At 41.5% G+C, this 23,903-nt stretch carries 26 protein-coding genes; 23 read left to right on the top strand and 3 right to left on the bottom strand.

Going from position 1 to position 23,903, the window contains the following annotated elements; translation table 11 throughout:
- The first annotated feature begins 46 nt into the window (after positions 1-46).
- From AC3ISE_RS12080 to AC3ISE_RS12060, 5 genes are all read left to right on the top strand, one after another.
- Positions 47-199, top strand: coding sequence for a hypothetical protein (locus tag AC3ISE_RS12080; protein WP_489221153.1), 153 nt, complete (start codon positions 47-49; stop codon positions 197-199).
- Positions 200-917: 718 nt separating this feature from the next.
- The gene (gene spxA / locus AC3ISE_RS12075) at positions 918-1,325 is read left to right on the top strand and encodes a transcriptional regulator SpxA (protein ID WP_309192078.1); all 408 of its coding nucleotides are present in this window, start codon (positions 918-920) and stop codon (positions 1,323-1,325) included.
- A 52-nt stretch (positions 1,326-1,377) separates the two neighbouring features.
- A complete protein-coding gene (locus AC3ISE_RS12070; protein WP_489224328.1) occupies positions 1,378-2,094 on the top strand; it encodes a GTP pyrophosphokinase in 717 nt (238 codons plus the stop codon).
- Between the two features lie 26 nt (positions 2,095-2,120).
- Positions 2,121-2,549, top strand: coding sequence for a MarR family winged helix-turn-helix transcriptional regulator (locus tag AC3ISE_RS12065; protein WP_489221152.1), 429 nt, complete (start codon positions 2,121-2,123; stop codon positions 2,547-2,549).
- A gap of 516 nt (positions 2,550-3,065) precedes the next feature.
- Positions 3,066-6,674 (top strand): bifunctional 2',3'-cyclic-nucleotide 2'-phosphodiesterase/3'-nucleotidase, encoded by a 3,609-nt coding sequence (locus tag AC3ISE_RS12060; protein WP_489221151.1) that lies wholly within the window; start codon positions 3,066-3,068, stop codon positions 6,672-6,674.
- An 18-nt stretch (positions 6,675-6,692) separates the two neighbouring features.
- Here AC3ISE_RS12060 and AC3ISE_RS12055 read toward each other — a convergent pair whose 3' ends face one another.
- Complete coding sequence (locus AC3ISE_RS12055; RefSeq protein ID WP_489221150.1) at positions 6,693-7,379, bottom strand: phosphatase PAP2 family protein; 687 nt, start codon at positions 7,377-7,379, stop codon at positions 6,693-6,695.
- 254 nt (positions 7,380-7,633) lie between these two features.
- Here AC3ISE_RS12055 and AC3ISE_RS12050 point away from each other — a divergent pair, with 254 nt between their 5' ends.
- The 3 genes from AC3ISE_RS12050 to AC3ISE_RS12040 are packed head-to-tail and all read left to right on the top strand — an operon-like array spanning position 7,634 to position 9,321.
- Complete coding sequence (locus AC3ISE_RS12050; protein ID WP_489221149.1) at positions 7,634-8,134, top strand: ankyrin repeat domain-containing protein; 501 nt, start codon at positions 7,634-7,636, stop codon at positions 8,132-8,134.
- 22 nt (positions 8,135-8,156) lie between these two features.
- Positions 8,157-8,861: a nucleotidyltransferase domain-containing protein gene (locus AC3ISE_RS12045; RefSeq protein ID WP_489224327.1), complete on the top strand. Its 705-nt coding sequence runs from the start codon at positions 8,157-8,159 to the stop codon at positions 8,859-8,861.
- A gap of 10 nt (positions 8,862-8,871) precedes the next feature.
- On the top strand, positions 8,872-9,321 hold the full coding sequence (locus AC3ISE_RS12040) for a GNAT family N-acetyltransferase (RefSeq protein WP_489221148.1): 450 nt from the start codon (positions 8,872-8,874) through the stop codon (positions 9,319-9,321).
- A gap of 106 nt (positions 9,322-9,427) precedes the next feature.
- Here the strand turns inward: AC3ISE_RS12040 and AC3ISE_RS12035 are convergent, their stop codons facing one another.
- On the bottom strand, positions 9,428-9,613 hold the full coding sequence (locus AC3ISE_RS12035; RefSeq protein WP_489221147.1) for a DUF6954 family protein: 186 nt from the start codon (positions 9,611-9,613) through the stop codon (positions 9,428-9,430).
- 207 nt (positions 9,614-9,820) lie between these two features.
- Here AC3ISE_RS12035 and AC3ISE_RS12030 point away from each other — a divergent pair, with 207 nt between their 5' ends.
- The 15 genes from AC3ISE_RS12030 to AC3ISE_RS11960 all read left to right on the top strand — a co-directional run bounded on the left by AC3ISE_RS12030 (position 9,821) and on the right by AC3ISE_RS11960 (position 23,429).
- Positions 9,821-11,164, top strand: coding sequence for an aspartate aminotransferase family protein (locus AC3ISE_RS12030; RefSeq protein ID WP_489221146.1), 1,344 nt, complete (start codon positions 9,821-9,823; stop codon positions 11,162-11,164).
- 14 nt (positions 11,165-11,178) lie between these two features.
- Entirely contained in the window at positions 11,179-11,880 is a 702-nt protein-coding gene (locus AC3ISE_RS12025) for a CoA transferase subunit A (protein ID WP_489221145.1), read from the top strand.
- Positions 11,859-12,509: a 3-oxoacid CoA-transferase subunit B gene (locus tag AC3ISE_RS12020; RefSeq protein ID WP_489221144.1), complete on the top strand. Its 651-nt coding sequence runs from the start codon at positions 11,859-11,861 to the stop codon at positions 12,507-12,509. The genes AC3ISE_RS12025 and AC3ISE_RS12020 overlap by 22 nt, the downstream gene beginning before the upstream one ends.
- Before the next feature lie 12 nt (positions 12,510-12,521).
- Entirely contained in the window at positions 12,522-13,844 is a 1,323-nt protein-coding gene (locus tag AC3ISE_RS12015; protein WP_489221143.1) for a peptidase, read from the top strand.
- Between the two features lie 15 nt (positions 13,845-13,859).
- Positions 13,860-15,290 (top strand): aldehyde dehydrogenase family protein, encoded by a 1,431-nt coding sequence (locus AC3ISE_RS12010; protein WP_489221142.1) that lies wholly within the window; start codon positions 13,860-13,862, stop codon positions 15,288-15,290.
- A gap of 98 nt (positions 15,291-15,388) precedes the next feature.
- On the top strand, positions 15,389-16,216 hold the full coding sequence (ablB, locus tag AC3ISE_RS12005; protein WP_489224326.1) for a putative beta-lysine N-acetyltransferase: 828 nt from the start codon (positions 15,389-15,391) through the stop codon (positions 16,214-16,216).
- Between the two features lie 48 nt (positions 16,217-16,264).
- Entirely contained in the window at positions 16,265-17,665 is a 1,401-nt protein-coding gene (locus AC3ISE_RS12000) for a sigma-54 interaction domain-containing protein (protein WP_489221141.1), read from the top strand.
- An 87-nt stretch (positions 17,666-17,752) separates the two neighbouring features.
- Positions 17,753-19,165, top strand: a complete 1,413-nt coding sequence (gene kamA / locus AC3ISE_RS11995; protein ID WP_489221140.1) for a lysine 2,3-aminomutase — start codon at positions 17,753-17,755, stop codon at positions 19,163-19,165.
- On the top strand, positions 19,158-19,439 hold the full coding sequence (locus tag AC3ISE_RS11990) for a YokU family protein (RefSeq protein ID WP_489221139.1): 282 nt from the start codon (positions 19,158-19,160) through the stop codon (positions 19,437-19,439). The genes kamA and AC3ISE_RS11990 overlap by 8 nt, the downstream gene beginning before the upstream one ends.
- Positions 19,440-19,518: 79 nt before the next feature.
- Positions 19,519-19,752, top strand: coding sequence for a YozE family protein (locus tag AC3ISE_RS11985; protein WP_133310695.1), 234 nt, complete (start codon positions 19,519-19,521; stop codon positions 19,750-19,752).
- A 396-nt stretch (positions 19,753-20,148) separates the two neighbouring features.
- Positions 20,149-20,571: a MarR family winged helix-turn-helix transcriptional regulator gene (locus AC3ISE_RS11980; protein WP_489221138.1), complete on the top strand. Its 423-nt coding sequence runs from the start codon at positions 20,149-20,151 to the stop codon at positions 20,569-20,571.
- 13 nt (positions 20,572-20,584) lie between these two features.
- Entirely contained in the window at positions 20,585-22,213 is a 1,629-nt protein-coding gene (locus tag AC3ISE_RS11975) for an MDR family MFS transporter (RefSeq protein ID WP_489221137.1), read from the top strand.
- A gap of 116 nt (positions 22,214-22,329) precedes the next feature.
- Positions 22,330-22,848: a DinB family protein gene (locus AC3ISE_RS11970; protein WP_489221136.1), complete on the top strand. Its 519-nt coding sequence runs from the start codon at positions 22,330-22,332 to the stop codon at positions 22,846-22,848.
- Positions 22,845-23,027: a hypothetical protein gene (locus AC3ISE_RS11965; protein WP_489221135.1), complete on the top strand. Its 183-nt coding sequence runs from the start codon at positions 22,845-22,847 to the stop codon at positions 23,025-23,027. Before AC3ISE_RS11970 ends, AC3ISE_RS11965 begins: the two co-directional genes overlap by 4 nt.
- Before the next feature lie 108 nt (positions 23,028-23,135).
- Positions 23,136-23,429 (top strand): DUF3817 domain-containing protein, encoded by a 294-nt coding sequence (locus tag AC3ISE_RS11960; RefSeq protein WP_070875978.1) that lies wholly within the window; start codon positions 23,136-23,138, stop codon positions 23,427-23,429.
- A gap of 121 nt (positions 23,430-23,550) precedes the next feature.
- Here the strand turns inward: AC3ISE_RS11960 and AC3ISE_RS11955 are convergent, their stop codons facing one another.
- Positions 23,551-23,763, bottom strand: a complete 213-nt coding sequence (locus AC3ISE_RS11955; protein WP_133310700.1) for a hypothetical protein — start codon at positions 23,761-23,763, stop codon at positions 23,551-23,553.
- Positions 23,764-23,903 lie beyond the last annotated feature (140 nt).

Below are 23,903 nucleotides of genomic sequence, written 5' to 3'. Positions count from 1 at the left end.
TGGCCGATATAGAAGGAAAGTATTTATTCAGGCTGGAGGATGACTGATGGAAGAAGAAGTAAAGAATTGCCCTAAATGCAGAATGCTTCAAGTGCATACAGACAGCAAGTGCCAGGTGTGCGGACATACAGTCATGGATTCCATATTGGCTTTGTATCCTTCAAGGACCCCCGGGAAACGCTTAGTTAAAAAGAAGTAACGAACACGGACTCATGGTCAGAAAATGAAGAGGCTGGGACAAAAATGTTTTCAGCCAAAGTATAATCCGAACTATTATGTGAAATTCCAACTCGAATTTCGTTTTAGTTCGGATTTTTTTCTTTGGCTCTTTTCATAAATATTGTTGCTACAGGACTAAATGTTAGAAACCTTAAGTGGATTGCAGCGGAAGGAGCTTGACTCCTGCGGGAAATAGAGCAAATTGGGAGACCCCACAGGCAACGCCGAGGAGGCTCCCATGCTCCCCGCGGAAAGCAAGTTCCTCTCGCTGCAAGGAACGGACATTATTTATCATGAAAAACAACAATCTATGCGAAAATAGCCCTTTCTTTTAATGGTTTTCGCACTATTCAATGTTCGGCTTTCATTCAGGAGATGATCGTTACGTTCCATCCTTTTCATTTTTAGGTAATAAAACACCCATTAAACAGGAAAACTATAAAAAGCGGATTCCTTTTCAAAGGTTATTATTTGATTTATATATATCTTACTTGTAAGATATATATATAATATTTCATTATCTTAGGCTGGTTTCGTAAACTTTGCTGCTTTTAGACTAGATGTTAAAACCTTAAGTGGAGCGGAAAGAAACGGACAACATTTATACTCGAAAACAACAATCTATGTGAAAACAGTCTTATCTTAAATTCACGAACCATTGAATAGTAAATCATTCATTAAAGGAGAGGAATTCATAAATGGCCATTACTATGTTTACGTCTTGCAGCTGCACATCTTGCAGAAAGTCTAAAATGTGGATGGAAGAGCATGATATTTCCTATACAGAAAGAAACATTCTTACTCAGCCTTTAACAATGAAAGAACTAAAACAGATTCTTCGCATGACAGAAGAGGGGACAGATGAAATTCTATCGACCCGGTCAAAGCAATTTCAGGAACTGGATCTGAATGTCGATGCTCTGCATCTGCAGGAATTACTGGCGATCATTCAAGAGAAGCCGGGCATCATGCGCTGTCCGATCATATTGGATGAAAAACGATTTTTAGTTGGATTTAACGAAGATGAGATCCGAAAATTTCTTCCGCGCAACATTCGGGCCTATCTATTAAAGCTTCTTGAAGCGAAAACAATGCTGCCTAATTAACGGCTGTACGGATAAAGGAGTAGTAGAAGTGGAAGAATTGCCGATACCCAACATGAATTATGACCAGCTTAAGAAAATAAAAAAAGAATTAACGCGGTTTATGATGTCTTATAAATTTGCGTTAGAAGAAATGAACACGAAAATTAATATCCTTGAACAGGAATTTCAATATATTCATGAGTATAATCCGATTGAACATGTCAGTTCGCGGCTGAAGTCTCCTGAGAGCATCGTAAACAAAATTTACAGGAAGAACTACGACCTTTCACTGAGCGATATTAAAAAGAATATTAAAGACATAGCAGGTATTCGCATCACCTGTTCTTTTTTGTCGGACATTTATCAAATCAGCGAGATGATTCAAAATCAAAAGGATATTAACGTCGTTGAATGCAAGGATTATATAAAAAATCCAAAACCGAACGGCTATCAAAGTCTGCATTTAATCGTGAGTATTCCTGTGTTTATGTCAGACCGTCAGGAAGACATCCTTGTTGAGATTCAAATTAGAACAATTGCGATGGATTTTTGGGCAAGCCTTGAACACAAGATTTATTATAAATATAATAAAGAAATTCCTGAGCGGCTCACAAAGGAACTTAAAGAAGCCGCAGTCTCTGCTGCGGAACTGGACCTCAAAATGGAAAAGCTCCATAATGAAATGACAGACTTAAAAGAAGCAGAAGAACCTGCCGGAGAGCTGTCTCAGCTTCTGCTCAACAAGGAACAATTTAAGCTTCCCATTGATTTATTAAACTCATTAAAATAAGGAACAGTTTGTGGAGATGAATGCGGATGAATAAAAAAAGAAGTGAAAATATCGTCTCCTTATTTGAGATTTTTGTTTCACTTGAACGTAAATGGATGAATGACTGGAATCATCTGAATGAGGTCGGCCTTTCGAAAACGCATATTTTGATCCTGCAAATTCTTGAAACAGAAGGGCTGAAGCGTCCGTCCATCCTTGCAGAGCAATTGCAGATTACAACCGGCGGTGTGACTGTTCTTACAAGCAAGCTGATCAAAGACGGGTTCGTCCAGAAATGTCAAAATGAGCGTGACAGGAGAGCATACAACCTTGAAATCACGGATTCTGGAAAAAATCTTCTTCATTCTGCCAGAAGCCAAATCAATCAGCAGATCCAGAAGATGTTCGGCATGCTGTCTGATGATGAAATTCAAAACCTGCGTGATATCTTTTATAAATGCTTAATGGGGCAATAACCTAAATATACATAACAAAAGAAAGCCAGTGACCTGGCTTTCTTTTGTTTAACTTTCTTCATTTGAACAAGTATCGCATAACCATAAACTTTCCGCTTCAGAGAATGTCAATTTCTTATGAAAAGAACATTCGTCGCACAGATCTTCTTTTTCTTCAAATTCTCTCATTTTCGCAGCCTCCTTTTATCGGTGTTCGTTCCTCATCCATAAGAAGCTCTCAATATTATATGTATGATTATGATTCTAGATATACCCCTTTAGAAATAAAAGGAAACATTTCCTTTTATTGCGTGAGAAAGAATGTATTTAATCTTCGTTTTAAATTCGCTTGTGTATCTTTGTTAAATATTAAACCCCTCATATATTAAGAAATTATTAAATTCATATGGGCAGAGAAACATGACTTTTTTCACTTACAAATAGCAGGATTTATTTTCTATACTAGTAAAGAACTTCTAGAAATTCAGGGAATTTGTTCTACTAAATCAAATTTTTCACTAGAAAGGTGAACATCAAATGAAAAAAAGAACGTATAGTCCTGCAAAGATCGCAGTCTCCGCTTCATTGGCATTCGCACTCCTATCCTCACCTATTTTATCGGCGCAGGTTTCTGCCGAACACCTTGGAAAAAATGCAGCAGCTTCAGTTATGAATGAACACAAACCAGAGAAAAAAGAGAAGAGCAAAAAAGATCACACGGTCAAGCTTCGCATCATGGAAACAACGGATATTCATACAAATCTAATAAACTATGATTATTACAAAAATGCCTCTTATGAAAAGGTGGGGCTTGCGAAGACCGCCTCACTCGTAAAACAGGCACGCAAAGAAGCAAAGAATAATATTCTCGTAGATAATGGAGACCTCATTCAAGGAACTCCCCTTGGTACATATAAAGCGAAAATAAAGCCTTTAAAAGAAGGGGAAGTTCATCCGGTCTTTTCCGCCATGAACCAAATGGACTATGACATTGCAACTCTAGGAAACCATGAGTTCAATTACGGACTTGATTTCCTTGATGAAGCATATGACGATGCAAACTTTCCTTTCGTTAATGCAAACGTCTATGTTGATGATCATGATGATAACCCTGACAATGACAAAAATAAGTACGCTCCATATAAAATACTGAAGAAATCGGTGCTTGATGAAAATGGAAAGCCTCATGTTATTAAAGTAGGTGTAATCGGCTTCGCTCCGCCTCAAATTAATGAGTGGGATAAAGCGCACTTAGACGGGAAAGTCATTACAAAGAATATCATTGAAACGGCAGAGAAATTTGTTCCTGAAATGAAGAAGGATGGAGCAGATCTTGTCATCGCTATGGCTCACTCCGGGTTCAGCAGCAACAAAGGAAATACAGAAGACGTCATATACTCTCTAAGTGAAGTTCCAGGAATTGACGCCATTACGTTTTCACATACGCATAAGGTGTTCCCTGCCAAATCAGAAGCTGCATTAGACGGCTTATTTTTAGGGCCTGATAAAAAGCCTTTGCCTGGTGTTGATAATGCCAAAGGAACAATCAACGGTGTTCCAGCTGTACAAGCAGGATACGGCGGAGGTTCACTAGGAATTATAGATTTAGATTTAAAGAAAACAAAAGGGAAATGGTCAATTGCAAACTCTCAATCTTCTACTCGTGAAATCTGGCGTGATGTAAAAGATCCTGTTACAGGAAAAACAGTGACTGAAAGCACTGTAGCTCCGGACAGTGCGATTGAAAAGGCGGTTAAAGGGGATCATGAGGCAACCATTCAGTATGTAAATACGCCTATTGGAAAAACAACGGATGACATTCACAGTTATTTTTCTCTCGTTCAGGATGATCCTTCCATCCAAACGGTGACAAATGCGCAAAAATGGTTTGTTGAGAAGTATGTCACAGAGAAAAAGCCAGAATACAAAGACCTTCCAATTCTGTCAGTAGGCGCTCCATTTAAAGCAGGACGCAATGGCCCTGCTGAGTACACAGAAATTAAAAAGGGCGACTTAACCATTCGCAGTGCAGGAGATCTTTACTTGTACGACAACACATTAAAGGCAATCAAAGTGAAAGGCTCTGTCGTGCGGGAATGGATTGAAATGTCTGCCGGGAAATTCAATACAATCGATCCAGGCAAAACGGAAGCTCAAGCCTTATTAAACCCTTCCTTCCAAGTTTATAATTTTGATGTCATTGACGGTGTGCAGTATCAAATTGATGTAACAAAGCCGGCAAAATATGATCCGAACGGCAATGTGATCAATCCAGAATCAAGCCGTGTGAAAGATCTGACTTATAATGGACAGCCTGTTGATCCTGATCAGGATTTTATCGTTGTAACCAATAATTATCGTGCCGGAGGAGGCGGAAACTTCCCTGGAGTAAAAGGAAGCGAGCTGGTTGTTGACTCTGCAGATGAAAACCGTCAAATTCTGATGGATTACATTTCTGAAATGAAAGAAATTACTCCAACAGCCGACAACAATTGGTCAATTGCACCGATAGAAGGAAATGTAAACGTCACGTTTACGTCATCTCCGCTTGCTGAAGGCTATATTAAAGCGGGAAGTAATATATCCTTTACAAATCAAACAGACAGTCAGGGCTTTGGGATTTTTAAATTAGAACTGGGGCCAAAAGAAAACATCAAAGTCCAGCTTCTCGGATTAAATGATTTACATGGCCAGCTGGACACGGATACAAAGGTTGGAACAGAGCTTGCTGGCAGCATGGAATATACAGCCGCAGCCATCAGACAGCATGAAGCAGAAAATCCTAACACCCTTTTAGTTCATTCAGGTGACATGATTGGCGGAAGTCCGCTCATATCAGCGCTTTTTCAAGACGAACCGACTATAGAGGTCATGGAATCCCTAGGAATGGATGTAGGAACCCTGGGCAACCACGAATTTGACGAAGGCATTGATGAACTTCGCAGAATGATGAATGGCGGAGATCATCCGAATGGCACAAAAAATTATGACGGGATGAACTTTCCGCTCGTTGCAGCCAATGCATTTGACTCAGGTGAATTAATCACAGAGCCATACGTTGTCAAAGAAGCAGGAGGCAAAAAGATTGGGTTCATCGGTGTTGTCACACAGGAAACACCAAACATGATCGTCAGAAAAGGAAATGAGACTCTGCAGATTACAGACGAAGCAGCAGCAGTTAACAAATACTCAGAAGAGCTGAAAAAACAAGGAATAGAAGCAATCGTCGTTCTGGCTCATAATCCTGCCATTCAAAACGGATATACAGATACGTTCGATGCAACAGAACTTGCAGAGAAAGTGGATGACGAAGTAGATGTTATTTTTGCGGCACATAACCATGTTAATGTCGATAAACTCACAGACAATAAATTAATCGTTCAAGCTTATTCATATGGGTCAGCCTTTTCCGATTTAGACCTTGAACTCGACCAGATTTCAGGAGAAATTGTAAAAAAAGAAGCAGAAGTTGTGACGGTTTTCCAAAAGGATTTCACCCCTGATGCGGAAGTTTCATCCATCATGAAAAAGTACGAAGATTTAGTTGCTCCAATAAAAGCGGAAGTGATGGGTGAATCTCTGACAACACTGCCAAAAGGATATCCATCGCATACAACGGAGTTTGGGGATTTCGCGCTTGGGAATTTAATCGCTGATGGAATGAAGGCCGCCATGAACACAGACTTCGCCTTAATGAACGGCGGGGGAGTAAGAGCACAGCTTGATGCAGGCGAAGTGAATTTTGGAGATTTATTCTCGATTCAGCCGTTTGGAAACGTTCTGAACAAAGTGACATTAAGCGGTGCAGATTTAGAAACGGTGTTAAATAATCAAATTACAGCGGGCGGCCTCGATTTCCATATAGCCGGTTTCAAGTACACTTATACTTATGACAGCACAGCATTAACAGGCAAAGTCGCTGATATTTTCTTACCGGACGGAAGCAAGATTGATCCGGCAAAAGAATACACAGTAGTTGTAAACAACTATATGTATGGCAATGTGAAATACGGTATTGGAGCACTATCAGCAGATATGGAAGTTGGTCAGGAGGATTTACAGGCAACAGCAGATTATGTTAAAACACTTTCAAAGCCTTTTGAATATAAAGCAGAAGGACGCATTCAGAAAGTAACAGGACAATAAATAAAGAAAAGCGGCTGATCAAAAGGTAACATCCTTTGATAAGCCGCTTTTTTTTGCAGAATCTTTTCGTGTGTTTTTTAGCATTTCCAGTTTCTCATTCACTGCTTTTCGTTCAAACAGGATCACCCAAAGCCCTGCTGCGAGAAAAATCGAAGAAATGACATCATAGATGACGTGCTGTTTAACAAATAATGTAGAGAGAATGATGAGAATTCCTGTCATTTGTGTGAAAAAGTTCAGCAGTTTACGTGAATCCTTCAATTGATTAAAAGAAAGCATAATAATCATGGTCGTCAATACGTGTATACTTGGAAAACAGTTTAATGGCGCATCTGCCTTGTAAATCATGGAAACAAGCTGCAAGAGAAAACCGTCACCGGTAATCTGCGGCCGCGGAACGGTCGTTTGAAAGAAAAAATAAGTGACAAAGCAGATGATTTCACCGATCACGATGGCGATGATTGTTTTCCAATAGATGCCAGGATTTTTCCACCAAAAATAAAGCAGCAATCCAAACATAAAAACATACCAGAAGATGTATGGAAGAATGAAGACTGGCACGAATGGGATGAAGGAATCAAATACCGTTCCAATATTCTCAGCTCCCTGCTTGCTGGCATTTAATAATTCATAGATCATCCCGAGAACAGGGAAGATCAGCAGTCCTGATAAATCTCTTATTTTAGTTATTGCTTCCTTTGACATAAATAACGCCTCTTTTGCTGGATTTTAATCTATGCTGATGCTGATAAAATTCTGTTGTATATATACCCGTTATAGGTGAACTTAATCATTTATTAATGATAAATAATAGGATTCTTGCAATCTTACAATTATTGAAAAAATTGGTATAATCAACTTAGAGTAAGAGCTTGCAAAATCTACTATACCTTCTCTCGAATGAAATTGGAATATTTCAAACCGAGAAGTAAAAAAAATTAAATAAAAAGGTGATGAATATGATTGGATTAAAGAAAACAGAAATATTTGAAGCACTTGAAAAAAAGAATTTGGCCAGATTCAATGAATTGTTGAATGAAGATGCCAGTTTAGCAGATTCAGAAAATGACAAAGGACTTACGCTGCTCGGGTTAGCCTGTCATTACGGTGAAACTGAATTTGTAAAAATGCTTTTGAACAAGGGTGCTGACATCAATGCCGCTTCACATTCTAAACTTTCATTTATTCCATCAAATACCGCTTTGCATGCAGCCATTGCCGGAAAACAGTCTCCAAAGCTTATTCAGCTGCTTCTTCAGAACGGTGCAGACGTAAACGCAATCGACAGTGATGGGCATGCTCCGATTCAAACCGCAGCATTTGAGGGGAATCCAGAGATTGCAAGTCTATTAATTCATAACGGAGCAGACATTTCCTTAAATGGAGGACAAGGAAGTGCTGCAGAAATTGCAGAACTCAAAAATCACTCCGATTTTATCAATGTACTCAAAACACCATAAAGAGAGCGTGATAAACATGAGAATGGAGCCATTAGAAGCAGCAAAAAGAATCATCGGAAAACACTACTCAACATGCAGCGCTGCTGTTTTATCCGGCAGTGTAGTCAGAGGCGAAGGCACAAATACGTCGGATCTTGATCTTGTTATTTTTGATGAATCCCTTCCATCATCTTACAGGGAATCATTTGTTGACTTTGGATGGCCAGTTGAAGCATTCGTCCATAATTTCGAGTCCTATCGCCAGTTTTTCCAAAGCGACTGCAAAAGCGGGACTCCTTCCATGCCAAGAATGGTCTTTGAAGGCCTTATTTTAAAAGGGGAAGAACGGCTGCAGCCAATTAAAAGGGAAGCACAAGAGCTCTTAGAAAAAGGTCCGGATCTCCTTTCAAATAAAGAAATAGAAACGAGGCGCTATTTCATAACAGATGCACTTGATGATTTTATTGGCAGCAGTAAACGCTCTGAAGAAATTTTTATTGCCGGCTTACTCGCTGAGCTGATCCATGAATTTGTCCTGCTTACAAATGGAAGATACATAGGAAAATCAAAATGGATTCCGCGGGCGCTCATGCAATTTGATCCTGAATTTGCTGATGAATTCACTTCCGTTTTTGACGAGTATTACCGTACGGGCCGCAAAGATAAAGTCGTTGTTTTGACGGATTCAATCTTAAAACCGCACGGCGGCAGATTTTTTGCAGGGTTTTCACTGGGGAAAAAAGAATAGAATAGGAGAGATGAATTTGTCTTTTATCATACGTCACCCGAACGAATTGGATCTTGAATCTCTGACAGAACTTATGTATGAATACATTGTTGATTTTTATCAGTGTCCAAAACCTCCAGAACAAAAAATTCATCAGCTGATTAAGACACTTCAGCAAAAAGAAAAAGGCATTCAATTTTTGGCTGAAGAGAACGGCAAGGCTGCAGGATTTGCGACTCTTTATTTCACGTTCAGTACAACAAGAGCCGAGCCTATAACGATTATGAATGATCTTTATGTACGTGGACCATACAGAGGAACTGGAGCAGCTGAAAAACTTTTCAAAAGCTGCCACACGTACAGCAAGGAGCACCAATACGCCGCCATGACCTGGGAAACAGCGAACGATAATGCAAGAGCACAGCGATTTTATAAAAAAATGGGGGGCAAAAAGGGAGATTTTCTTACCTATTCCATTTAAACTCTTGGAAAAGAGCACGAAGGAGAGCTTAAAGCAAAAGGAAGAAAGACTATCATTTCTAACACAGCAAAGAGCAAAAATAAACGCTTGGAAGGCTTCCAAGCGTTTATTTATAGAAATTTCTTGAAAAAGAATGATACACAAATCCAAGAAAACTTGCCGTCATAATAACAAAAAATGCTGTGACAATCCGTTCATCCAAAGTTCCATCTGAAAACAGCACAGGACCGATTCCAAAGAAAGCAAGCAGCATGAATAAAAGCAGGAAGACCCCATTTACAATACACTTCAAAGAATATCACCTTTTACCTTTTTCATACATCCTATGTTTCAAGACTAACTGGCGGTACAGATGTCCTCAATAAAAATGATAGCGCTTTCAAATTGTGTGGATCATCTAATTTCATGCTTCCTTCATCTATAGAAATAACCTGTTTATCCTTCACATAGAATGAAAGAAGCACGATATTCTGATTGCAAGTGAGGTGTGGGTTTCCGCATGGAGAGGGAGTACTTAATCAAACCGATGCTTGATGAAAGCTATAAAAAAGTCAGTCATGGACAAGGTGTTTATTTATATGATACAGCTGGCAAGAAATACTTGGATGGATCATCTGGTGCTGTAACCTGTTCGATCGGACATGGGGTTGGTGAGATAGTAGAGGCCATGATGGAGCAGGCGCGGGAGGTATCGTTTGTCTACCGGTCTCAATTTTCAAGCTATGCTGCAGAGGGACTGGCAAAAAAGCTTGCAGAGATGACGCCGGGTGACCTTAACTGGACTTTTCTGGTCAACAGCGGATCTGAAGCCATTGAAACGGCCATGAAGACCGCGATTCAGTATTTTCAGGAAAAAAACATGCCGAAGAAAACAAAAATCATTTCCAGGTGGATGAGCTACCACGGAATTACAATCGGTGCGCTTTCTCTATCGGGCTATCCAGAGCGCCGTTTCCGGTTTCAGCAGCTGCTGGAAGCAAATCCGGTTGTTTCTCCGGCATACTGTTATCGCTGCCCATACGGATTAAAACCCTCTTCTTGCAAAGCGAAATGTACAGGAGAACTCGAAACCGCGATTAGAAGGGTCGGAGTTGATCACGTTGCAGCATTTGTGGCAGAGCCGGTTGTCGGTGCAGCTGGAGCAGCGATTACCCCGCCGGAAGGATATTACGAAAAAATCCGTGATATTTGTGATCGAAACGATATTCTGTTCATCGCGGATGAAGTAATGACAGGCATAGGAAGAACAGGAAAAACACTGGCAATGGAACACTGGGGAGCCCTTCCTGACATCGTTGCACTCGGGAAAGGCTTAAGTGCGGGATATGCACCGGTAGCGGCAACCTTGATCAGCGACAGGGTGATGCGGCCCATTCAGCAGGGATCGAAATTAATCATGAGCGGGCATACATACAGCGCAAATCCTCAATCTGCAGCTGTAAGCCTTGCAGTCTTGCATTATATTGAAAAAAATCAGTTGAACGATGCTGCTTCTGAAAAAGGAAAGACGCTGATCAAACAGCTCCAGAAACTGCAGAAAAAAACAGAGATCATTGGAGATGTCAGGGGAAAAGGGTTATTAATAGGCATCGAGTTTGTCATGGACCAGACGTCCAAACAGCCTTTTCCGAAATCTTATAATCTTACGAGCCGCGTTATTAAAAAAGCACAGCAGAACGGGCTCCTTGTTTATCCGTCTGCAGCAGGAATTGAAGGCGGAGACGGCGATGCGATTCTAATTGCCCCGCCGCTGACCATAAATGACGAGGAGCTGAGCGAGCTTGTCCAGCTATTTACAAAAACGATTGCAGAAATAGAAACAGAAGTGCTGCCGATGTCATAAAAAGGAGAATCTGTATGATCGCAAATTCATTTCAGAAAATCAGGCATATTGATGAGGTTATAGGCAAAATCAATGACGGCTGCACATTAATGGCAGGAGGCTTTGGCGGTGTTGGCACGCCTCCGTCTTTAATTGACGCGATTTTGGAAAAAGGAGTGCGGGAGCTCGAAATTATCTGCAACGACACCGGTTTTCCGCATATCGGAATTGGAAAATTGATTTCTGCCGGGCGTGTCCGTAAAGTGATTGCTTCGCATATTGGCTCAAATCCGATAGCCGGCACCTTGATGTCAGAAGGCAAGATGGAGGTTGAGTTTTCACCGCAGGGAACTCTGGGCGAGAGAATCCGTGCAGGTGGAATGGGCCTTGGCGGCATTCTATCGGATGTAGGAATGGGAAGCGAGATTGCAGAAAAAGGAAAAGAGCTTGTGCAGGTGGATGGGCGGACTTATTTTATTGAAACAGCCCTGACGGCAGATGTGGCTATCATTTGCGGCAAGACCGCAGATGAATTTGGAAATATCATCTATAAAAAAAGTGCACGGAATATGAATCCGCTGATGGCTATGGCAGGAGAATACACCATTGCAGAAGTAGAGGAAATCGTAAGCTTGGGGGAGCTTGATCCGGAAGCTATTATCACCCCAGGTGTCTTTGTTCAGGCCGTCGTACAAACGAAAGGGGTGAACTGGAAGTGGGTATGGGAGCCGAAATAAGAGGGAAAATCGCAGAACGGGCAGCACTGGAAATTGAAAACGGCATGATTGTGAATCTTGGCATAGGGATTCCCTCTCTCGTGCCGAATTATTTAAAAAACAAACCACAAGTGATGATACAGGCAGAAAACGGCATTCTCGGCATTGGGCCAACACCTGTGCCAGGCGAAGAAGAGGAGACACTGTGCAATGCTGCGGGCTATCCTGTCACCCTGGAAAAAGGCGCTTCTTATTTTGACACAACAACTGCGTTTGGCATGATTCGAAGGGGATGCATCGATTTGACGATACTCGGTTCTCTCCAGGTAAGCGAAAAAGGAGATCTCGCCAATTGGATCGTACCAGGTAAGCGGGTCCCTGGAATGGGCGGAGCCATGGAACTTGCCGGAAAAGCAAAAAAAGTCATTGTCGTCATGAATCATGTAAACAAAAACGGCGATCCGAAAATTCTCACAAGCTGTACTCTGCCGCTCACATCCAAACAATGTGTCGATTTGATTATTACGGATATGGCAGTGATAGAAGTGATAGAGTCAGGACTTATTTTAAAAGAAATCATGGCTCCTTTTACCGTTCAGGATGTCATAAAAAGCACTGGTGCAAACCTTGAAATCGGCATGAATCTTTGAAAGGGTGATACGATGAAAAACTTGCAGGAGCAAGTTTGCATATGGATAGACGAAAATCGTAACCGGTCGATTAAATTACTTAAAAAGATGGTCGAACAGAGAAGTGTTCAGGGAAATGAGGCTTCAGCCCAAGCAGTCGTACTCGAAAAGTGCCGTCAGCTGAGGCTGGATATAGATCTCTGGGAGCCTGGCGGGAAACTTCTCAAACAGCACCCGCATTTTGTCGCAACGAGAACCTCCTTTAAAGACAGTCCTAATATTGTCGGTGTTCTAAAAGGGACAGGGGGCGGAAAATCTGTCATTTTTAATGGTCACATCGATGTTGTTCCAGAAGGAGATTTGAAGCAATGGGATGTCGATCCTTATCAGGCTGAAGTAACAGAAAACCGCCTTTACGGCCGGGGATCGACGGATATGAAAGGCGGGAACGTCTGTTTGCTGATGGCAATAGAGGCCATTAAGTCAGCAGGTATTTCATTAAAAGGAGACGTTATTTTTCAAAGTGTTATTGAAGAAGAAAGCGGCGGAGCTGGAACACTTGCTGCCATATTACGCGGATACAAAGCAGATGCAGCCATTATTCCGGAGCCTACTAAAATGAAAATCTTTCAAAAACAGCAGGGATCCATGTGGTTCAGGCTGAAAATAAAAGGGCGGTCTGCACACGGGGGAACAAGATATGAAGGAATCAGCGCCATAGAAAAAAGTACGCTCGTTGTCCAGCACATCCTTGAGCTTGAACAAAAGCGCAACGAAAAAATAACCGACCCTCTCTATAAAAGCATTCCGATTCCAGTCCCTATTAATATTGGAAAAATAGAGGGAGGCACGTGGCCGTCATCTGTCGCAGATCTTGTCACCCTAGAAGGAAGATGCGGGATCGCACCAAATGAAACGATAGAAGAAGTGCAGGCCGAATTTCAAGCATGGGTGGCTGAGCTTTCTTCAAAGGACGAATGGTTCAAAGAACATCCAGTTGAACTAGAGTGGTTTGGAGCAAGATGGCTTCCAAATGAAATCGGAAGCGATCATCCATTGACGGCCGCATTGATAGATTCCTTTAAAGAGATCATGAAAAAGGAGCCGATCATTGAAGCCTCTCCTTGGGGTACGGATGCAGGTCTCATATCTCATGCAGGCGATATTCCTTCCATTGTATTTGGTCCAGGGGAAACAGAGGTGGCTCATTTCCCGAATGAATATATCGAAATTGATAAAATCATCGACTGCACAAAAATTCTGGCTGTTTTCTTAATGGAATGGTGCGGAGTGTCAGAGGAGATGTTTTTACAGACTGACGGAGAGGGTAAATTCAAGGAGGAAACGACTAAATAATTGAGGTGTTCGCAAATGAAGCAGCATTTATGGATCAATGGACGGTATATGGAAGCAAGCAAGTATCAGGAATTAAAGTCTCCTTACACGGATGAACTGCTCGCAGAGGTTGCCATTGCTGATGAGGATCAAGTAAAAGCGGCAGTTGACGCTGCAAGTGAAGCAATCGGGAAGATGAATGCTTTGCCTGCACATAAGCGTGCAGAAATATTGCTGAAAACAGCCCAGCTTCTTGCTGAACGAAAAGAAGAAGCGGCAGTGATTATTGCAAAAGAGGCCGCTAAACCAATTAAAACGGCGAGAGCAGAAGTAGACCGCACCGTTATGACGTATACATTTGCAGCTGAGGAAGCAAGACGGCTGAACGGTGAGACTATTTCAATGGATGCTGCCCCAGGCGGAGAAAACCGCACAGCCTACACAGTGAGAGAGCCAATCGGTGTCATTGGAGCGATTACGCCTTTCAATTTTCCGATGAATCTCGTCGCACATAAGCTTGGACCGGCGTTTGCGGCAGGCAATACAGTTGTGTTGAAACCAGCGACTCAAACACCATTAAGCGCATACTTCATCGGAAAGCTTTTTCATGAAGCGGGTCTGCCTGAAGGTGCACTGAACATTGTGACAGGTAAAGGCAGCGTGATCGGAAAACATTTCACAAATGATGTGCGTATAAAAGCACTTACGTTTACGGGAAGTCCTGAAGTAGGGAAAAAACTTAAACAAGAAGCAGGCATGAGAAAAACGCTGCTTGAATTAGGTTCAAATTCAGCCGTCATTGTAGATGATCATACGGATGTAGCCAAAATTGCACCAAGATGCGTGACAGGAGCTTTTGCTTATGCAGGCCAGGTCTGCATCTCCGTGCAGCGTATTTATGTACATGAAAGTGTGTTTGAGGAATTTGTCCAAAAAGCAGTGGAGGAAACGAAAAAACTCAAGCTCGGAAACCCGCTTGATGAAGAAACAGATGTATCCTCTTTAATTTCAGGTGATGACGTTGACCGTGCGGTTTCCTGGATCGAGGAAGCGGAGAGAGCGGGAGCACACATCGCGTGCGGCGGCAAAAACGGTGATAATCAGACGGTTCAGCCGACGATTTTACTGAATGTCCCGTCTGACGTAAACCTCTCCTGCCAGGAAGCATTCGCTCCAATAGTCATCATCAACTCCTTCAAAACCTTTGATGAGGCAATTGATGAAGTAAATAACTCAAAATATGGACTCCAGGCCGGCGTATTTACAAATAAAGTTGACCTGGCCTTTCAAGCGGCAAAAGCCCTTCATGTGGGAGGAGTCATGATCAACGACATTCCAACCTTCCGAGTTGATCATATGCCTTATGGCGGAGTGAAGGACAGCGGATTCGGCAGAGAAGGCATTAAATATGCGATCGAAGAACTGACTGAACTTAAACTGATTTCATTTAATCATGCCAAGTTCTAAACTTAAAAATAGAGTGTGCATACCGCACTCTATTTTTTAAGGTGATTTTTCATCTAAAGGGGGACCCGTCCTTGAAAAAAACGTACTCGGAAATAAAAATGCTGTCTAAAAAGGACTATCGCGCTGAAGCCGTACTCGATTATTTTAATAAAAGGCTCAGAATCGATGATTATCGCGGAAAGACAGTTTCCTTGCTGAAAGATGCTTTCAAATTAGCAACAGATAATCGATTCACAAAAATGATAGTCAAAGGAAAAGCATGTGACATCACTACTCTGTTAAAGGAGCAATTTCAGCTAGAAGCCATCATCAGGAATTATTTTCACGGTGAAGATGCCTATTTTTTCACGAAATATTTAAGTGAAGAAAGAAGGCAGACAGACAGCTGGACAAAGCAGGACAGCATCATCACGGCTATCTATGAAAAAAAGAAAACCGTTCACTTGCAGTCAGGCGAATTTGGCTTTCGTCCAGCTGATGAACATGATGCAGAAAAGCTTGCAGAATTATACAAAACCGTATTTGAAGTGTATCCAACACCTCTTCATTCACGTGAATATATACAAAAAACGATGAGGGATGGCACCATTTATTTTCTTGCTGAAAAAGAAAACACGATCGTAAGCGCTGCTTCTGCTGAAATTAATGCGGCATACAACAATGCTGAAATTACAGACTGTGCAACGCTGCCTGAGGTCAGAAAGCATAAATTAATGAGAAGCCTGATCCTATTACTTGAGCAAAAGCTTTGTGATCAAGGTGTTTTCTGTGCTTATTCCATTGCAAGAGCAGAATCATTCGGCATGAATGCCGTTTTGCATCAGCTGGATTACGAATATACCGGCAGGCTCATAAATAATTGTATCATCAGCACAGATTTTGAAAACATGAATGTATGGTGCAAAGATCTGTCTGCCGGAAATTGAGCAATCGATGCCTAAAATCCGGCAGCTTACGTAAAAGGAGGGGTACCTTTGTCAAATCATAATCGGGAGCAAATCATTCATCATATTTTAGAAACAATTGATGAGGGGATTCATGCAGTTGACGAGAATGGAATCACCGTTTTTTACAACGAAATTGCTGCCTATCACGATGGTTTAAAAGTCGATGAGGTTGTGGGCAAGCATTTATTTGATGTTTTTCCGTCCCTTTCGGAGGAAACGAGCACGCTCTTAAAAGCCATTAAAACAAAAAAGCCGATTTATCACCATTCCCAAACGTACATAAATATAAAGGGCGAAAAAATTGAAACGGTGAACACGAGCCTGCCGATTTTATCAGAGGACAAAGTGATCGGCGCGGTTGAAATTGCAAAAGATTACTCGGCGATCAAGCGGCTGACAGAGCGTCTGGCCGATCTTCAAAAGCAAGTGCATTCGCCTCCAAAAGCGGAGAGATCCAATGGCACAAAGTATGTTCTAGATGACATTATTACAGCAAGCAAGAACCTCCTCATTATTAAAACACTTGTTAAAAAAGCCGCAAAAACATCTTCAAATGTCCTCGTTTACGGGGAAACAGGAACAGGCAAGGAATTAATTGTCCAAGCCATCCATAACGAATCACAGCGGAGAGATGCTCCTTTTATCGCCCAAAACTGTGCGGCTCTGCCAGAAGCATTGCTTGAAAGTTTATTGTTCGGGACAGCAAAAGGGAGCTACACAGGTGCGGTTGACAGAGCTGGCTTATTTGAGCTTTCACATGGAGGCACGCTTTTTCTGGATGAGCTGCAATCGATGCCTTTGAATCTGCAGGCAAAGCTGCTTAGAGTCATTGATGATGGCACGATCAGGAGAATCGGAAGCAGTCATTCAATCAACGTCGATGTCAGGGTGATTGCCGCCATGAACATCAGTCCTGCACAATGCCTCTCGCAGCAAAAAATGCGGGAAGACCTCTATTATCGTTTAAACGTTTTCGGCATCAATCTTCCGCCGCTCAGACAACGGCCGCTGGACCTTCCTTTACTGATTTCTTCTTTCATAAAGATGTATAATCACGAATTTCAGAAGCGTGTTGGAGGTTTAACAGATGAAGTGCATGCTCTTTTAAAGCGCCACCCCTGGCCGGGAAATGTCAGAGAGTTAAAGCATTGCATCGAGTATGCCATGAATATGTGTGATGGCAATCGTATTCACATGGGCCATTTACCGCCGTACTTGCTGAATGTGAAAGAGACGGCAAAAGAACCGGAATCTCTTCATGAAAAAATGTCCCTGATAGAAAAAGAAATCATCCAAGAAGCGCTTACAGAATGTGATGGCAATATTTTAAAAACAGCAAAGCTTCTCCAGATTCCAAGACAAACCCTTCAGTATAAAGTAAAAAAATATTTTCCTGACCAATTTTCGGCATCAAAACAGAACGCATAATTAACGGTTGTGAATTTAACGGCTTCCAGTCACATTGGCATGGTTTTTGCATGTAATAATGGTAAAGACCGAAATGGGGGAACTGCCATGAAATACGATCTATACAAGCCGAAGCGCGACTGGAAAGACATCGAACTCTGGAAAGATGTCACAGATGAACAGTGGAATGACTGGCTCTGGCAGCTGACAAATACCATCCGCACACTGGATGACCTTAAGAAAGTCATTAATCTGACTCCTGATGAAGAAGAAGGGGTTAAAATTTCAACGAAAACGATCCCTTTAAATATAACTCCATATTATGCATGGCTAATGAATGAAGATGATCCGAGATGTCCGATCCGCATGCAGTCAGTTCCGATTTCACAGGAGCTTTATAAAACAAAATATGACCTTGAAGATCCGCTTCACGAAGATGAAGATTCGCCTGTTCCTGGATTGACTCACCGCTATCCGGACCGCGTGCTGTTTCTAGTAACCAATCAATGCTCGATGTACTGCAGATATTGCACTAGAAGGCGTTTTTCAGGTCAAATTGGCATGGGTGTGCCTAAAAAACAGCTTGATGATGCGATCAATTATATCGCTCAAACACCTGAAGTGCGGGATGTACTGATTTCAGGCGGTGACGGATTGCTCATTAATGACACGATCCTTGAATATATCCTTAAAAATCTCCGCGCAATTGATCATGTCGAAATCATCAGGATCGGCACACGCGCGCCTGTCGTTTTCCCGCAGCGCATTACAGAAAATCTCTGCAATATCCTGAAGAAATATCATCCAGTCTGGCTGAATACTCACTTCAATACTTCGATTGAAATTACCGAAGAATCTAAGAAAGCATGTGAAATGCTTGTGAACTCCGGCGTGCCGGTTGGAAATCAGGCCGTTATCCTTGCAGGCATCAATGACAGCGTGCAAATCATGAAAAAACTGATGCATGACCTCGTTAAAATCAGAGTGCGGCCATATTACATTTATCAATGTGACCTATCAGAAGGCATCGGGCATTTCCGTGCACCTGTTTCAAAAGGTCTTGAGATTATTGAGGGCCTCCGCGGACACACAAGCGGATATTCGGTTCCGACATTTGTTGTTGACGCTCCCGGCGGCGGCGGAAAAATTGCCCTGCAGCCAAACTATTTAATTTCTCATAGCCCGGACAAAGTCGTGCTCCGTAACTTCGAAGGCGTTATCACGACGTATCCGGAGCCGGAAAACTATACACCAGGCCTTGCAGATGATTACTTTAATGAAGTATATCCTGATTCAGCATCCAAAAAATCACTGTCCGGAATCGCAGGTTTATACGAGGATGCCCAGTTCAACCTGATTCCTGAAGGTATTGGCAGAATCAATAGAAGAAAAACATTTGAAACAAACCCGGCTCACTCCACATTAAAAGATAAGCGGGGAAAACGCGACGAATTAAAAGATAAAAAATATCGTGCCCAGCTATTAAAATCTGAAGAAAAGAAGGCAGCAGAAAATGAGTGAGCGCTGCGAATGGTGTGAATCACAACATGCAAAGAACTCAACTAACCTTGTCCATTGGGAGCTGCCTGACGGATCTCGCGCCATCGAGATTTCAGACACACCTTGCATCTCTTGTCCGGACTGCGGCATCAGCTATCAAAGCGAACAGACCATCAATGAAATCGAAAATCAGCTCCTTCTAATTGCCGTAAAAGAGCTGCCAAACCGCGTAGCTTACGAAGAACTGATGAAGTGGAAGCGTCACCTGAAGCGCAACTACTTTGATTTCACCTGACCTCTAAGGTTTTCTTCTTGTCCAATAAACGTTATAATAGGGTCACTTTCCATACGTAATTGTGACAGGGGGATTTACCTTGAAATCTTTTTACCACTATTTAATGAAATACCGACATCCAAAACCAGCCGATGATATAAGCCAATTTGCAAACGACGCTTATGATGACCACAGCTTTCCAAAGGCTTCAGATGACTACCATGAAATCAGCTCCTACCTCGAATTGAACGGATCATACCTCCGCAGCCTTGTCGTTTTCGATGAAGCCTGGGACCTGTATGAAAACGAAATTCTTAAAAAAGCAACGTACTAAAGCAACTTACTTTGTAGGTTGTTTTTTTTTGCTTTTAGACTATTTGTTAAAGCCTTAAGTGGATTGCAGCGGATAAACTTGACTCCTGCGGGAAATAGAACGAAATGGGAGAAGGCTCGCCGAGGGGGCTTCCACGCTCCCCGCGGAAAGCAAGTTCCTGGAGCGGAAAGGAACGGACAAGATTTATATTGGAAAACAACAATTTATGCGAAAACAGTTTTTTTGTGAGAAAACGTACAAAGTGTAACGTTGTAACTAATTGAAAAGGACCTGGAAGAAGTGAATTAGTTCCTAAATTTTTATTTCTTGACAACACCTTCGAATCATCTTATATTTAATAAAGTTAATAGTTAAGTAGGTTAAATATTAATCCCATTAAGTGCACAGGAGGGGAAAATGGAAACAAGGCAGGAACTTACGTATGCATTTCTCTCTAATTACCGGAAATTAAATAAAATGACCCGGAGTCATTTGAATGAACTGCTGGATACTTATCTTCCGTTTAATGAATTTATGGTTCTTCGCTTGATTCATGAGCAAAAACATATAAATATCAGCCAGATTGCTGAGAAATTAAGTGTGTCTGCGAGCCATATCACTTCTGTCAGCGAGAAACTGATCAAAAAGGGCTATTTAACCCGCATACGCGCACTTGATGACAGAAGAGTGGTCTATCTGGAGCTGACTGAAACAGGTGAAAGTGTAAAGGCTGAAGTGGAAACGACCATTACAGAATACTTTCATCAGAAGCTGGAAAACGTAACCGATGAAGAAATCATTCTGTTTAATCGATTATTAACGAAATTACTAGAAGAATAATAGAGGTGGAACTATGGAACATTTAAGTCATAAAGAAAAGATCACGATTATGATTGCCATTATTGCCGCGATGTTTTTTGCGGCTGTCAATCAAACGATCGTAGGGAATGCTTTGCCGAAGATTATTTCGGATCTTGGCGGACTTGATTACTACAGCTGGGTATTTACGATTTACATGCTGACAAGTGCGATCACAACGATCCTTGTTGGTAAGCTGTCCGATATTTATGGAAGAAAGCCGTTTATTATTATCGGTATCCTAATCTTTTCAGTCGGTGCATTTTTAGCGGGAACATCAATGGACATCGTTCAGCTGATCATTTACCGGGGTATTCAAGGATTTGGAGCAGGGATGATTATGTCTACAGCTTTTACTGCTGTAGGAGATCTCTTTGCACCGCGTGAACGCGGAAAATGGCAGGGTGCCATGAGTGCCGTGTTTGGGATTTCAAGTGTGTTTGGTCCGACACTTGGAGGTTACATCGTTGATAACCTTGAGTGGAAATGGGTCTTCTGGGTGTTCTTGCCTCTTGGTATAGTAGCTCTCGTCTTAATTTGGAAGCTTTTCCCTTCAACTGTGAAAAAAGCAGGAGAGAAGGTCGATTATCTTGGATCGGTCTTTTTATCTGCAGCGATCACAGCGGCATTGCTGGCTTTTTCATGGGCAGGAACGAAATACGACTGGGATTCTGCTCAGATTTTATCTCTGTTTGGAGCCACAGCGCTGTCTCTGATCATTTTTGTCTTTGTTGAAAGAAAAGCGGTCAGTCCAATCTTGCCACTCGATTTATTTAAAAACAGCATCTTTACGATTTCAAATATTATTGGTTTTGTCATCGGTGTTTCCATGTTTGGAGGCGTCATGTACGTTCCTTACTTCATTCAGGGTGTGCTCGGCTATTCTGCTACGCATTCGAGCTTCCTGACGATGTCGATGACGCTCGGATTGGTTTTTGCAAGTGCGCTTGGCGGCCAGATCATTTCGAAAACGGGAAAATATAAGCTGCAGGCCATAATCGGTCTATGTATTTCAGCTGCAGGTCTATACTTGCTGTCTACAATGAGTGTAGAAACATCACAATATCTATTAGTGTTTTATTTAACATTAGTCGGATTTGGAATCGGAATCGGCATGACGGTCTTTACCTTAACCGTTCAAAATGCGGTCGATCAAAAGCTTCTGGGTGTAGCAACTGCTTCTTCTCAGCTTTTCAGATCTGTAGGAGGAACAGTCGGAGTTGCCATCATGGGTACATTGCTTAACTCACGGATGCAGGATAAAATGGCGTCCATGAGTAAAACTGGCGACACGAATCAAATGGCTGCTTCACCTGAACTTGCCGGCAAATTGGAATCTCTGCAAAATCCGCAGCTATTGCTGGATCACGAAAAACTTGATGGACTCAAAAACACGCTGCCTAAAGAAGCGATTCCCTTCTTTGAAAACGTCATTCATCAGCTTCAGGATTCACTGAGCTATGCATTATCTGGAGTTTTCATCTTTGTCACCATCACCATGGCCTTAGCGATTCTCTTAACATTCTTTATTAAAGAAATTCCGCTAAGAAGTGCAAAGGATCAGCCAGCTGTAAATAAAGAAAAGCAGATTAACACAAGTAAATTGCAGAGCAGCGAAAATTAATGGAAACCAAGGCGCAGTTAGTGCCTTGGTTTTTTTATATTCGAAAAAGAAAATTTTTCCATAATAAGCTATAATTGAGAGGAGAAAATTCGGCAATAAAGAAAGGGATGAGCTTCATGTCAAATGCGGTCCAACTGTATGATTTTCACAAGTGGTCGAATACTAGAGTGTTTAACCGTATTAAAGAATTGCCAAAGGAAGTGTATACAAACGAAATAGTGAGTGTTTTTCCGACACTGTCCCAAGTTATGGTTCACATTTACCTTACGGATGCCCTTTGGCTGAAAGTGATCAAACAGGATTCTTTTGAAAGCATTATGGCTTATCTCGGAAAAGCCCGGAAAGAGGCAGAGAATAGGAGTTTGGAAGAATTAGAAGGGATGTTTGAAAAACTGGCGAACCAATACGAACTATTTTTAAATGAACAGGCAGATCCAGAAAGAACATTCACAATCGAACACCCACAGTATGGCCAATTAGAAACAAATGTATTTGAATTGATCCAGCATGTAGCAAACCACGGAACCTATCACCGCGGAAACATCACAGCCATGCTTAGGCAGCAGGGAGTGCCGGGTGTGCCTTTAGATTATGTATTTTACCTTTATGAAAAGAAAGAGGGGCTTGCGCATTGAATAAATACGGTCATTGGCTGCTCGTTATTTTAGTAGGAATCTCTTTTTTTCCCGGCATTTACTATTTCGAATTCACGCTGCCTTTTATGATGGCAATCATCTTTGGAATCATTGGATTCAGTGCGGTTCTATATATGGCAATCGTTATTCAACTTAAACAAAAGAATAAAACCATCTAGTGGACATACATATAGAAATGAACATTCTATGACGTCTGCTCTGCATAAGTAGTTTTTAGGCCTTTCCTATCTTATAATAAAAGAAAAAAGTGTACTGGAGGTTCATCTATGCTTCAATCACCAATTGGCCGCTTCAGACTGATGGGTTTCATTGAAGGAGCATCTTTGCTGATTCTTCTTTTTATTGCCATGCCTCTAAAATATCTGGCAGAAATCCCTATGGCTGTAACGATCGTGGGATCGCTTCATGGCTTTTTCTTTATCACGTATTTGCTTATCATTGCTTATACAACGTATAAAATCAGATGGTCCTTCGCATGGGTTTTCAGTGCAGTCGCTGTAGCATTTATTCCGTTTGGGAATATGATTCTTGATGCGAGACTTAAAAAAGCGAATTTATAAGGATATAAAATAACCTTTTCGAGAGGTTATTTTTTTTGAGCAAATTAAATGGAAAAAGCAACATAAAAGAAAGGACCATCTTCCTGCTCGCAAATATAAAGAAATGAAAAATAGCATCCGATTATTCGGATGCATACTTAACAATTCCATGTAAAAAAACGGAGTATTCGCGCTGCACACATTCTCTTAATTTGATTTTTCCTTCTCTTTCTAATTCCGATACAAATTCATTAATTTGCCGTTCTTCTTCCTTCGATGCTTTTTGAACCTCAATCGAAAACAAATTGCCGCGGCTGGCATGATGAATTTTTTTCAACAATTTATCCTTATTCATTGGGTCAACCCCTTCATCCTATTCAAATTCGACACAAATGGAGATATTCCTCTAATTACTAATTATATTAATAATAAAAAATTTTTCATAAAATCGTATGATTTCAGTAAAGTAATCTCAATACATAATAGGTCTATCGG

It is taken from the genome of Metabacillus sp. KH_069, from assembly GCF_057838075.1.
Note: the sequence above shows the minus strand (reverse complement) of the source record. Positions and strands in the feature narration are given on the sequence as shown.

Excerpts from the sequence above, each read along its gene's own strand:
- AC3ISE_RS12080 (WP_489221153.1), top strand. The coding sequence starts at position 47 with ATGGAAGAAGAAGTAAAGAATTGCCCTAAATGCAGAATGCTTCAAGTG.
- spxA (WP_309192078.1), top strand. The coding sequence starts at position 918 with ATGGCCATTACTATGTTTACGTCTTGCAGCTGCACATCTTGCAGAAAG.
- AC3ISE_RS12070 (WP_489224328.1), top strand. The coding sequence starts at position 1,378 with ATGAATTATGACCAGCTTAAGAAAATAAAAAAAGAATTAACGCGGTTT.
- AC3ISE_RS12065 (WP_489221152.1), top strand. The coding sequence starts at position 2,121 with ATGAATAAAAAAAGAAGTGAAAATATCGTCTCCTTATTTGAGATTTTT.
- AC3ISE_RS12060 (WP_489221151.1), top strand. The coding sequence starts at position 3,066 with ATGAAAAAAAGAACGTATAGTCCTGCAAAGATCGCAGTCTCCGCTTCA.
- AC3ISE_RS12055 (WP_489221150.1), bottom strand. The coding sequence starts at position 7,379 with ATGTCAAAGGAAGCAATAACTAAAATAAGAGATTTATCAGGACTGCTG.
- AC3ISE_RS12050 (WP_489221149.1), top strand. The coding sequence starts at position 7,634 with ATGATTGGATTAAAGAAAACAGAAATATTTGAAGCACTTGAAAAAAAG.
- AC3ISE_RS12045 (WP_489224327.1), top strand. The coding sequence starts at position 8,157 with ATGGAGCCATTAGAAGCAGCAAAAAGAATCATCGGAAAACACTACTCA.
- AC3ISE_RS12040 (WP_489221148.1), top strand. The coding sequence starts at position 8,872 with ATGAATTTGTCTTTTATCATACGTCACCCGAACGAATTGGATCTTGAA.
- AC3ISE_RS12030 (WP_489221146.1), top strand. The coding sequence starts at position 9,821 with ATGGAGAGGGAGTACTTAATCAAACCGATGCTTGATGAAAGCTATAAA.
- AC3ISE_RS12025 (WP_489221145.1), top strand. The coding sequence starts at position 11,179 with ATGATCGCAAATTCATTTCAGAAAATCAGGCATATTGATGAGGTTATA.
- AC3ISE_RS12015 (WP_489221143.1), top strand. The coding sequence starts at position 12,522 with ATGAAAAACTTGCAGGAGCAAGTTTGCATATGGATAGACGAAAATCGT.
- AC3ISE_RS12010 (WP_489221142.1), top strand. The coding sequence starts at position 13,860 with ATGAAGCAGCATTTATGGATCAATGGACGGTATATGGAAGCAAGCAAG.
- ablB (WP_489224326.1), top strand. The coding sequence starts at position 15,389 with ATGCTGTCTAAAAAGGACTATCGCGCTGAAGCCGTACTCGATTATTTT.
- kamA (WP_489221140.1), top strand. The coding sequence starts at position 17,753 with ATGAAATACGATCTATACAAGCCGAAGCGCGACTGGAAAGACATCGAA.
- AC3ISE_RS11990 (WP_489221139.1), top strand. The coding sequence starts at position 19,158 with ATGAGTGAGCGCTGCGAATGGTGTGAATCACAACATGCAAAGAACTCA.
- AC3ISE_RS11980 (WP_489221138.1), top strand. The coding sequence starts at position 20,149 with ATGGAAACAAGGCAGGAACTTACGTATGCATTTCTCTCTAATTACCGG.
- AC3ISE_RS11975 (WP_489221137.1), top strand. The coding sequence starts at position 20,585 with ATGGAACATTTAAGTCATAAAGAAAAGATCACGATTATGATTGCCATT.
- AC3ISE_RS11970 (WP_489221136.1), top strand. The coding sequence starts at position 22,330 with ATGTCAAATGCGGTCCAACTGTATGATTTTCACAAGTGGTCGAATACT.
- AC3ISE_RS11960 (WP_070875978.1), top strand. The coding sequence starts at position 23,136 with ATGCTTCAATCACCAATTGGCCGCTTCAGACTGATGGGTTTCATTGAA.
- AC3ISE_RS11955 (WP_133310700.1), bottom strand. The coding sequence starts at position 23,763 with ATGAATAAGGATAAATTGTTGAAAAAAATTCATCATGCCAGCCGCGGC.